This window comes from Cyanobium sp. N5-Cardenillas (genome assembly GCF_024345515.1).
Lineage (GTDB): Bacteria > Cyanobacteriota > Cyanobacteriia > PCC-6307 > Cyanobiaceae > Cyanobium.
Genome location: NZ_JAGQBG010000121.1, coordinates 1 through 9,476, shown reverse-complemented (window position 1 = coordinate 9,476; position 9,476 = coordinate 1). Strand labels below are relative to the sequence as shown.

At 68.6% G+C, this 9,476-nt stretch carries 12 protein-coding genes; 5 read left to right on the top strand and 7 right to left on the bottom strand.

Going from position 1 to position 9,476, the window contains the following annotated elements; translation table 11 throughout:
* The 3 genes from KBZ04_RS10525 to KBZ04_RS10515 form a co-directional block, all read right to left on the bottom strand.
* Nucleotides 1-422: hypothetical protein (locus KBZ04_RS10525; RefSeq protein WP_254991887.1), on the bottom strand; the 422-nt coding region annotated here is incomplete at its 3' end.
* Between the two features lie 65 nt (nt 423-487).
* Complete coding sequence (locus tag KBZ04_RS10520) at nt 488-1,462, bottom strand: HAD family hydrolase (RefSeq protein WP_254991886.1); 975 nt, start codon at nt 1,460-1,462, stop codon at nt 488-490.
* A 12-nt stretch (nt 1,463-1,474) separates the two neighbouring features.
* Nucleotides 1,475-1,678, bottom strand: coding sequence for a hypothetical protein (locus KBZ04_RS10515; RefSeq protein ID WP_254991885.1), 204 nt, complete (start codon nt 1,676-1,678; stop codon nt 1,475-1,477).
* 149 nt (nt 1,679-1,827) lie between these two features.
* On the opposite strand from KBZ04_RS10515, the gene KBZ04_RS10510 reads away from it, so the two are divergent.
* Both KBZ04_RS10510 and KBZ04_RS10505 read left to right on the top strand, forming a co-directional pair.
* Nucleotides 1,828-3,165, top strand: coding sequence for a cation:proton antiporter (locus KBZ04_RS10510; RefSeq protein WP_254991884.1), 1,338 nt, complete (start codon nt 1,828-1,830; stop codon nt 3,163-3,165).
* Nucleotides 3,166-3,220: 55 nt separating this feature from the next.
* Entirely contained in the window at nt 3,221-3,376 is a 156-nt protein-coding gene (locus KBZ04_RS10505) for a hypothetical protein (RefSeq protein ID WP_254991883.1), read from the top strand.
* A gap of 9 nt (nt 3,377-3,385) precedes the next feature.
* Here KBZ04_RS10505 and KBZ04_RS10500 read toward each other — a convergent pair whose 3' ends face one another.
* Nucleotides 3,386-5,332, bottom strand: coding sequence for an ATP-binding protein (locus tag KBZ04_RS10500; protein WP_254991882.1), 1,947 nt, complete (start codon nt 5,330-5,332; stop codon nt 3,386-3,388).
* 168 nt (nt 5,333-5,500) lie between these two features.
* Here KBZ04_RS10500 and KBZ04_RS10495 point away from each other — a divergent pair, with 168 nt between their 5' ends.
* Nucleotides 5,501-6,226: a GAF domain-containing protein gene (locus KBZ04_RS10495; RefSeq protein ID WP_254991881.1), complete on the top strand. Its 726-nt coding sequence runs from the start codon at nt 5,501-5,503 to the stop codon at nt 6,224-6,226.
* 9 nt (nt 6,227-6,235) lie between these two features.
* Here KBZ04_RS10495 and KBZ04_RS10490 read toward each other — a convergent pair whose 3' ends face one another.
* Complete coding sequence (locus KBZ04_RS10490) at nt 6,236-7,702, bottom strand: glycosyl hydrolase family 57 (protein ID WP_254991880.1); 1,467 nt, start codon at nt 7,700-7,702, stop codon at nt 6,236-6,238.
* A 132-nt stretch (nt 7,703-7,834) separates the two neighbouring features.
* Between KBZ04_RS10490 and KBZ04_RS10485 the strand changes: the two genes are divergently transcribed.
* On the top strand, nt 7,835-8,434 hold the full coding sequence (locus KBZ04_RS10485; RefSeq protein WP_254991879.1) for a rhodanese-like domain-containing protein: 600 nt from the start codon (nt 7,835-7,837) through the stop codon (nt 8,432-8,434).
* 26 nt (nt 8,435-8,460) lie between these two features.
* Nucleotides 8,461-8,721, top strand: coding sequence for a hypothetical protein (locus KBZ04_RS10480; protein WP_254991878.1), 261 nt, complete (start codon nt 8,461-8,463; stop codon nt 8,719-8,721).
* A 13-nt stretch (nt 8,722-8,734) separates the two neighbouring features.
* Here the strand turns inward: KBZ04_RS10480 and KBZ04_RS10475 are convergent, their stop codons facing one another.
* Nucleotides 8,735-9,166, bottom strand: a complete 432-nt coding sequence (locus KBZ04_RS10475) for a hypothetical protein (RefSeq protein ID WP_254991877.1) — start codon at nt 9,164-9,166, stop codon at nt 8,735-8,737.
* 45 nt (nt 9,167-9,211) lie between these two features.
* A complete protein-coding gene (locus KBZ04_RS10470) occupies nt 9,212-9,418 on the bottom strand; it encodes a hypothetical protein (RefSeq protein ID WP_254991876.1) in 207 nt (68 codons plus the stop codon).
* Nucleotides 9,419-9,476 lie beyond the last annotated feature (58 nt).

The following is a 9,476-nucleotide window of genomic DNA, read 5'->3' as shown; positions in this document are numbered from 1 at the left end:
CCGGGGTCGCTGCTGGCGCCCACCTTGAAGTTCATCTGGCTGGCCTGCTTGCCCGGAATGGCGGGGAAGGGGCCGAACATCCGCCCGGTGCCGATCGGCGGGTTCATGACTTCGTTGATCACCTGCAGATTGCTGCCATCGCTGAACTTCATGAAGCCACTCACCGGATATTTGGCGTTGGCGTCGGAGGAGTTGGCCGTGAAGAAGAACTTGAAGCTGCTGTAGGGCTGGTTGACGATGAAGTCGGTGTTCCAGTTCTCCTTGCCGATCAGCTTGGCGGCCCCGACCCGCTTGGAGACGATCGGGGAGGTGCCATCGCCACCGATCGGCTGCAGGAAGGTGCAGCGCTGCTGGGCCTGGGCGGCGGAGCCGGCAGCGAGGACCAGCGAGGCGCTGAGCAGGGAAACGGCCAGGGCTTTCATGGCGGCGGATCGACTGACTTCGACCCTAGAGCGCAGTGGGGATCTGGGCCATCAAGGTTCGCCCGTCAACGCTCGAACGCAAAGATCCGCTTCCAGTCGTTCTTCATGCTGATCACGATCCAGCCCTGCCGGCCCGCCTCGGCATAGAGGCCCTGGGTGAACGGCCCCACCTTCGTATCCGGCAACCCCAGGGCCGGACCGTAGGCATACTCGCGGCGGGCGTCATCGTGCAGCACCAGCATCGACAGGCGCGCGCCGTCACCGGCCTTGGTGTACTCCAGCATCTGCCGGTCACCGGTGGAGTTACCGAAGGCGGCGATGGGCCGCCGACCGATCATCAGCTGGATGCCCTCCGGCTTGCCGGCGTCGTTGTCGTTGAGCAGCAGCCGGGGCTCCTTGGTCAGGAAAGGCCGGCCCTGGCTGTCGTAGCCGTAACGGGTGGCGCCGGCGCTGCCGATCACCTGCTCGGGAGGGATGCCATACACCCCTTCGGCGTAGACGCGCACGAAGTCCTGGCCGCCTCCGGTGACGATGTAGGTCTTGTAGCCGCTGGCGCGCAGGTAGCGGAGCAGCTCCTGCATCGGTTGGTAGGTCAGTTCGGTGTAGGGGCGCTGCCAGCGGGGATGGCGGGCCGTGGCCAGCCACTGGCGCACGTCGGCCCTGAAGGTCTCCAGGGGCATGCCGCTGAGGGCCGTGGCGGCCAGCCGCTCCAGTTCCGCCCGGGTGGTCGCCGCTCCGGGCACCCGTTCCAGGATGAAGCGCACCTGCGGGTAGGCCGGCTGCTCGACCCAGAGGGTGCCGTCCTGGTCGAAGGTGGCGATGCGCTCAGCGGGCGGCACAAAGCGGGGGCTGGCGGGGTCCGTGGTCTGGCGGACGAAGCTGAGGATGCCGTCCCGCGCCGCCCCCGGATTCCAGGACGGCAGCGGATCGGCCGGCCGGGCGGCGGCGCCGGCCCAGCCCGCCATGGCGGCCAGCAGGGTCGCGGCGACCAGGCCCCCCAGCAGGCGCAGGAACCAGCGGCGGGGGCGGGACAGGGTCACAGGGCGTCGGGCTCAGAACTTGCGCAGTTCGCGGCGGATCTTGAGCGGATCGCCGGAGTGCTGCTGATTGAAGAGCAGCATCGGCACCCCGGCCAGCAGCAGACCCACCGCCACGACCACACCCCACGAGATCGCCGGCCGACCCTCCGGTGGGACGTCACCGGGCCGGAGCCGCCCCCGGAGCCGTTGCCGCGTTTCCCGCCTGAACCTTGCCATCGCTGCAGACTCCGGGCCCGGCTGGTCCTTCAGTCTGAGGGGGCCGGCGCCCGACCCCCGCCCGGGCCCTGGGATTGTGATCCGCTGATCCCGGGCCCGATCCCCGCCAGGGGGTGAAAGGATTTCGCCATCGCCCCAGCCGGCCCGCCATGGACATGCCCTCCCTGCTGCTCGCCACCGGGGGCCACCAGATCGAAGCGGCCGAGACCCTGATCGAGGCGGGCCGCTTCATCGTCATCCTGTTCGCCGCCCGGGCCCTGGCGGAGCTGATGGTGCGCTTCCGCCTGCCGGCCATCCTCGGCGAGCTGGTGGCGGGCGTGCTGATCGGCGTGTCGGGGCTGCATCTCATCCTGGCGCCGGAACTGGGCGGCCAGCTCAACGCCCTTGCCGAGGGCACGATCGCCGCCCTGGCCCACGTGGGCCCCGACCAGGTGCAGGAGATCTACGACCACGGCTTCAGCAATCTGCAGGCGGTGGCGAAGATCGGCCTGCTGGCCCTGCTGTTCCTCACCGGCCTGGAGAGCGAACTCGACGAGCTGATGGCGGTGGGAGGCCAGGCGATCACGGTGGCGATCACCGGGGTGGTGCTGCCCTTCGCCCTGGGCACCTTCGGGCTGCAGTTCCTGTTCGGCGTGCCCCTGCTGCCGGCGATCTTCGCCGGTGCCGCCATGACCGCCACCAGCATCGGCATCACCGCCAGCGTGCTGGGGGAGCTGAAGTTCCTGCGCACCCGGGAGGGGCAGACGGTGATCGGCGCCGCCGTGCTCGACGACATCCTCGGCATCGTCATCCTGGCCGTGGTGGTGGCCCTGGCCGGCGGCGAAGGCTTCAGCCTCGGCCCGATCCTGAAGCTGATCGCCGCGGCCGCGGTGTTCGTGGTGGTGGCCCTGTTCCTCAGCCGCACCGCCGCACCCCCTTTCGACGGGCTGCTCGATCGCCTCAAGGCCCCGGGAGAGGTGGTGGTGGCCGCCTTCCTGGTGCTGTCGCTGGCCTGCTTCGCGGCCCAGGCCTTCGGGCTGGAGGCGGCCCTGGGGGCCTTCGCCGGTGGCCTGATCCTCAGCGGCTCGCGGCACCGGCACGCGATCGAGGAGGCGGTGAAGCCGCTGGTGGCCCTGTTCGCTACGGTGTTCTTCGTGCTGATCGGCAGCGGCATGGACCTGTCGGTGCTCAACCCCTTCAACGCCGCCAACCACGAGGGGCTGGTGATGGCGGGCTTCCTGCTGGCGGCCGCCGTGGTCAGCAAGGTGGCGGCCGGCTGGAGCTACCTCAGCAGCGGGCCCACCAACCGGCTGGCGGTGGGTCTGGGGATGATGCCCCGCGGCGAGGTGGGCCTGATCTTTCTGGGGCTGGGCACCCAGACCGGGGTGCTGGGGCCGTCGCTCGAGGCGGCGATCCTGCTGATGGTGATGGGCACCACCTTCCTGGCGCCGGTGCTGCTGCGGCTGGTGCTGGCTGATGCCGGCGAGGCCGCCGAGGTGGTCGGGTGAGGGAACCAGCGCGGCCCTGTGGCCAGGCCATGGGACAGTGGCACAAGCTTGCTCCGTGCCCGTGACGAACGACAGTGGTTCCTCCAGGTCGGTGATCGTGGGCCTGGTGGCCGTGATCGGCTCGCTCGGTGGCCTGGCCCTGCTGGTCTGGATCACGGTGGTCATGCTCGACCTCAAGCACCTCAACACCTCCGGTTTCACCCTGCCCTGAGGCAGGCCGCTAGGAGGAGGGCTGACGGCCGTGGGCGTGGGCGGCGATCAGGCTGGCCTGGAGGGCTTCGGCCTTGAGCGGCTTGGCCAGCACCTCATTCATGCCCGCCTGCAGGGCCGCCTCCCGTTCCTCGGCGGAGCTGAAGGCGGTGACGGCCACGATCCAGGGCCGCTCCGGCCGTCTTGTGGCAGCGCGGATGCGGCGGGTGGCCTCCAGACCATCGAGCCGGGGCATCTGCACATCCATCAGGATCACCTCCGGATCGAGAAGTTGCTGGCGCTCCAGCGCCTCCTGCCCATCGACGGCGGACTCCGGCGCATAGCCGAGACGCCGCAGCAACAGCTCGCAGAGCCGCCGGTTCACGGCACTGTCATCCACCACCAGGATGCGCAGGGGATGGCGCAGCGCAAAGGCGGCCCCGTCGTCCTCCTCCGCCCTCGGCGGCAGGGCCGGCGCCACCGGCGTGGGGGCGGGGTCGGCGGCCACCACGTCCACCGGCAGGTGGAAGCGGAACACACTGCCGCGGCCGAGGGTGCTCTCCACCTCGATCGTGCCGCCGAGGGCCGCCACGAGCTGCTGGCTGATGGCCAGCCCCAGGCCGGTGCCGGCATGGGGCGTGTTGGCGCTGGTGGTGAGCTGGCGGAAGGGCTGGAACAGCAGGCCGATCTGGTCGGCGGCCATGCCGACACCGGTGTCGGTGACGCTGAACGACAGGGTGGTCGCGCCTGGCCCCAGGGCAGGGGCTGAACCGGCCGCCACCTGAACGGAGACAACGACGCTGCCGGCGTCGGTGAACTTGATGGCGTTGCCGATCAGGTTGATCAGGATCTGGCGCAGGCGGATGGCATCGGTGCGGATGGCCTGGGGAACCTCCGGGCCGATCACCAACGACAGCTGGAGCGCCTTGGCCAGGGCCAGGCTCGAGCAGGTGGCGACGGTCTCCTCCAGGAGCGGGCACAGCTGGCACGGGGCCAGGTCGAGCTGCAGGCTGCCGGACTCGATCTTGGTGAAATCGAGGATTTCATTGAGCAGGCTGAGCAGGGCCTCCCCGGAGCTTTGGGCGATGTCGAGGCACTCCCGTTGCTGGGCGGAGAGTTCGGTGGCCAGCACCAGGCCCGTCATGCCGAGGACCCCGTTCAGCGGGGTGCGGATCTCATGGCTGAGGGTGGCGAGGAACGTGCTCTTGGCCCGGTCGGCGGCGGCCATGGCCTGGAAGGCCCGGGCCCGGGCCTTGAGGGAGCGGCGATGGAAGTTGGCCGCCAGAACCGAAAATCCGGCACTGCCGACCAGGCCCAGCAGGTAGGTGAGCTGAAGCGGAAACTCCTTGCGTTGCAGTTGGGCGAGCGAGAAGTCGATCCCGACAAAGCCCACCAGCTCCCCCCCGTTGTTGCGAATGGGGGCAAATCCGCTCATGAACGACCCGAAGTCGTCCGTGTACGGCCTGGTGCTGATGGTGATCACACCACTGCGGGCAGCTCGAAGCGCATCGTCGGACGGATCGACATAGAGGTCACCAACGCTGACGGCGCTGGCGGGGGCACTCGGGTTCTGGATGTAGTAAGTGGTGTCGATCGTGTAGCGAAGCCCTTCCGGCGAAAGGATGAACACGTAGGCGTAATAGATCTCCGGCACGAACCGGCGCAGCTTCAGCAAGGGCACGCTGGCCCGGCGATAATCCCGATCACCCGTCTGCTCGGGCCTCGTGATGGCCGCGACGAGGGCTGGATCCATCTCACTGGCGGCGATGGTCACCAGGTGGCGCAGGTTTTCGCGCACCTGGTGGCGCAGCAGTCGGGTGGCGCTCCAGTAGTTGACGCTGAGCGCCACCGCCGCCACGGCGAAGATCATCGCGGCCAGCACAACGCTCTCGCGGCGAATGCGCTGGCGACTCCAGTCGGCCATGGCGTCGTCGGGGTCGCGCCAGGCCCACCCGGAGGCGCCGAAGGCTCGGGACAACCAGCCAGCCAGAGGACCTCACCACGCGGCCTGTTCCCTGTCTACAGCGGCGGCCATGCGATCGCGTGCCGGTGGGCACAAGCACCCGAACTGGATGAGGAGATGTGAACCCCCGTCCGGTCCCCCGCGGGACCCTGCGAACGTTTGCTCAGGTGATACGGCTGCCCCATGCGCGCGAACGTGGCTCCCCGCGAAGCGGCACGCCTGGAGGCTCTCAAGGAGTACCGCATCCTTGATACGGACAGCGAACAGTCGTACGACGACATCACCTTCCTGGCCGCCCATCTGTGCGAGGTTCCCATCGCCCTGATCAGCCTTGTGGATGCCGATCGGCAATGGTTCAAATCCAAGGTTGGCCTCGATGTCAGCGAAACGAGCCGGGATGTCTCCTTCTGTGCCCACGCCATCCTCGGCGACCGGACCCTGGTGGTGAAGGATGCCCGTGAGGATGAACGCTTCCGGGACAACGCCCTGGTCTGCAGCGAACCCAACATCGTCTTCTATGCGGGGGTGCCGCTGTGCACCCCATCCGGCGACCGGATCGGCTCGCTCTGCGTCATCGATCGCCGCCCCCGCGAACTCAGCGCCCTGCAGATCCGCTCCCTGGAGACCCTGGCCCACCAGGTGGTGCTGCAGCTGGAACTGAAGCGGATCTCCGACCAGCTCGCCGGTGCCCTGCAGCGCCTCGATGTGATGGAGCGGCTGATCCCGATCTGCTCCTACTGCAAGGGCATCCGCAACGACCAGGGCTACTGGGGGACGGTGGAGGCGTTCATCAAGAGCCACGACAACGTGGAGTTCTCCCACGGCGTCTGCGATGCTTGCATGGCGAAATACTTCCCAGAGGTGGCTGCGCTCGGCCGGGAAGCTTCCGAGCCGAACGATCCGCGCTGATCGCAGCCGCTAGGCATCAGCCATGGCCGCTTCCCCTCGCCGGTGGATCTCGCTGGCGTAATCGGTCCAGGTGCCCTGGCCCCAGTAGCGGAAGCAGCTGGTTTCCAGCAGCAGCAGGTGGAGCAGGGCCCGCTGATAGCGGGGGGTCCGGGTCACGGCGGGATCCTGGGCCACCAGGGGGTCGAACAGCTGGTGGAAGCGGGCGCTGAGCTGGTTCATTGGCTCCAGCACGTTGGCGTAGCCCTCCACCCAGCTCAGGTCGTTGGTCCAGGAGGCGCCGGCCATCGAGAAGGCCGGGTCGCTGGCCTGGAGCCGGGCGATGGCCGCCGCGGTGGCTTCAGGAGTGGCCTCGGGGGTGGGTGCACCGCCGAGCTCCTGCCAGAGCCTGTGCTGCTGCACCGCCTGAATCCTGGGGAAGTCGCCGGCGGACACCCCGGCAGCCTCAAGCAACTCGAGATACTCCGTGCCGTTGATCGCCACCGTGGCCTGATCGCCTCCCCGGGACGCGATGGCCTGATGGGCCTGGAGGAAGGCGGACGGGAACTCATTCATCATCACGCCGCCGTTCTCACCATCGGCTATCTGCGACACCAGTGACGGCACCGTGGTGGCCCCCAGTGGCTGCCGGCCAAGGCCAAGGGCCTCGTAGCAGGGCTGCATCTGGCCCACCAGCTTGGTGTCGGAGCCCTGGGTCTTGATCAGCACCGTGATCGACACCTCGGCGCCGCTGGAATTGCGCGCCGCGAGTTGGTTGGGAAGGTATTTCTGCGCCTGAGACAGGCTGCAGCCATCGAGGTTCTCAACGCTGTGCTCCTGCACCAGCAGCCAGCGGTAGCCGCACTCTTTCAGGGCCTTGATGAATTCGTACAGCGTGTCGGGATGGTTGGGCAGGTGCATCTCCGGTGGCGAAAAGCCCTTCACCCGCGCCAGGGCGTCCCGGCCAAACAGGGCGGCAAACTGATGCTGCCAGGCCAGGATCTGCAGCCTGAGATCGGGGATGGGGGTGGAGGGGGCCACGGCGTGGCTCCAGAAGGTGCCGAGCCACTCCACATGGGGCTGGAGTGCGGGATCGCAGGCGAGCTGCTTCAGGGCATCAAGCACATCGCGCCGGCCCATCTGCTCCAGGCCCCAGAGCAGGTTGCCCGAATAATCCAGCATGATCCGGGGGTTGCAGCCCTCCCCAATCAGCTGGGGAAGGAGGTCGACCAGGCGCCGGTAGCACTGGGCGAAGGGCTCGGCGTTGTGGTTATCGCCTTCCCCCTGGTGCTCGAACATGTACTGCAAGTGGGAGATCAGCTCGCCCTGCGCCCCGGCTGGAATCGTGGGCTGGTGCATGTGCAGCGCACAGGCGAACCCGGAACGGATCTCCTCCAGCTTGAGGTTGGTGCGGGGCAGAGCCACCGGCCCGGGCTGCTGTACCAGGGCAAGGATCTCCGCCTCTGAGCCAGCGATCGGCGGCAGGGCTGGGTCGGTCATGGCTGGGGTGGGGGGCCCGCGCGCTGGGCAGGTCGTGAGGGATCAGTCTGAGGGCCGGGGACAAACGCTGCCGTGGCCATCCCTGCGCCAGGCTGAAGCCATGACGTTACCGGTGCCAGGAGAAGCCACGCCATGACATCCCCTGGCCTGTTCGGGCGTTGGCGGGTGGCCGCAGCCCTGGCCGCTGCAGCCATCCTCGCCGTGGGCGGGCTGGCGCTGCACGGGATCGGGGTGGGCCGCGGTGGGCTGGAGGCGGGCACCGCCGACAACGTTCTGGCGGCCGAGGTGGGGCGCCGTTACGGGGGCATGAAGCGTCTGCTGTTTCCGGCCCAACCGGAGATCTCCGTGGCCGAGTGGCTGGCGCGTCCCAAGGGCCGGCCGGCGGTGCTGGTCGATGTGCGCGAGCCGCATGAACAGCGCGTCTCGATGCTGCCGGGGGCCATCACGAAGCAGGACTTCGAGCGCCACAGCGCCCGCTACCGCTCCTGGCTGGTAGTTCCGTACTGCACCATCGGCCTGCGCAGCGGCCTCTACACCCGGGAGCTCAGGGGCCGGGGCTTCGAGGTACGCAACCTGGCCGGCAGTGCCCTGGCCTGGGCCCATGCCGGTCTGCCGTTCGAAACGAAAGGCAAAGCCACCCGCCGGGTGCACGTCTTCAACGCCGACTGGAACCTGCTGCCCCGCGGCTACGAGCCCGTCGTCTCGAAGCCACCGCCGACCAGTGGCCCCTAGGGTCGCAGCACGTGAGGAGCCGAACGATGCCGAAGCCATCCCTCGCCCTGGCCGCCGGGCTCATGGCCTTGCCGCTGCTGACCACGGACCCGGCACTGGCCCAGAAGCGGATTCCCAAGCTGCCGGGGTACAACGAATGCCCGCTGGGGTATGTGAACGACCTCAAGCAGCACTGCAATTCACCCATTTACTACGAGGTGCGCCCCACCAACGGCAAGCCCTGTCTCTCGGGCTGGATGAACATCGGGGCGGGCTACTGCAAGAAGAAGACGCTGGGGATTTTCTGAGGCGCCGTGCGCTTCAAGCCGTGGCCTGCCCAAGCTTCCTGCGGATCTCCCCGTTGAGCTCCCCCAGCACCGAGCGGGGACTCACCTCATCGAGGAGAGCCACGATGCTGGCCACCTCGACGGCGCTGAGCTGGCGATTGCCGCTCACAGCCTCGAAATTGGCCTTGACCACGTGGTCGCGGATCTGCTCCAGGGTGGCGCCCTCGCGCACCATGCGGTCCACGTAGGGATTGGCGTTGGCCGCCTGGATCAGGGTCTTGTTGAGCAGTTCGTAGGAGATCTCCCCCTTGCGGTTGGTGTAGGCCTTCACGATGGCGGCGTAATCGGCGCTGCCCACCGTGGCCACGGCCTCCGGGGCGCTGGTCCCCAGTTCTTCGGCGTTCTCGGTGTCGTCCCCGGCGGACGCGGTGGTGCCGGCGGCGGTCGGCGTGAGCGGCGAGCGCACGGGACCGCGGCGGCTGTAGGGCAGGCCGGAGGTGAGTTCCAGGGCCTACACGAACGCCTCCCGGGGGAACCGGTCGAGGGGCACATTGGCGGAGAGATCCGGCTCGCCGGTGCGGCGATCCACCAGCGCCAGGCCGGGCTGGGGGCTGTCGTGGCGAAGAATGACCACCCCGGCCTGACCGCCGCGCAGCTTCTGGCGATACGCCACGGCCTCCAGGGTGCTGAGTTCCACCAGAGGGGTGCGGACGATCATCGGGGGAGGGCCAGTTGGGGGGACCCTATGCACCCCACCGCCCCACCGTCCAACAGGG

What these genes read in the sequence shown, in the direction of transcription:
- KBZ04_RS10515 (WP_254991885.1), bottom strand. Translation starts at nt 1,678, where the DNA reads ATGGCAAGGTTCAGGCGGGAAACGCGGCAACGGCTCCGGGGGCGGCTC.
- KBZ04_RS10510 (WP_254991884.1), top strand. Translation starts at nt 1,828, where the DNA reads ATGGACATGCCCTCCCTGCTGCTCGCCACCGGGGGCCACCAGATCGAA.
- KBZ04_RS10495 (WP_254991881.1), top strand. Translation starts at nt 5,501, where the DNA reads ATGCGCGCGAACGTGGCTCCCCGCGAAGCGGCACGCCTGGAGGCTCTC.
- KBZ04_RS10490 (WP_254991880.1), bottom strand. Translation starts at nt 7,702, where the DNA reads ATGACCGACCCAGCCCTGCCGCCGATCGCTGGCTCAGAGGCGGAGATC.
- KBZ04_RS10485 (WP_254991879.1), top strand. Translation starts at nt 7,835, where the DNA reads ATGACATCCCCTGGCCTGTTCGGGCGTTGGCGGGTGGCCGCAGCCCTG.
- KBZ04_RS10480 (WP_254991878.1), top strand. Translation starts at nt 8,461, where the DNA reads ATGCCGAAGCCATCCCTCGCCCTGGCCGCCGGGCTCATGGCCTTGCCG.
- KBZ04_RS10470 (WP_254991876.1), bottom strand. Translation starts at nt 9,418, where the DNA reads ATGATCGTCCGCACCCCTCTGGTGGAACTCAGCACCCTGGAGGCCGTG.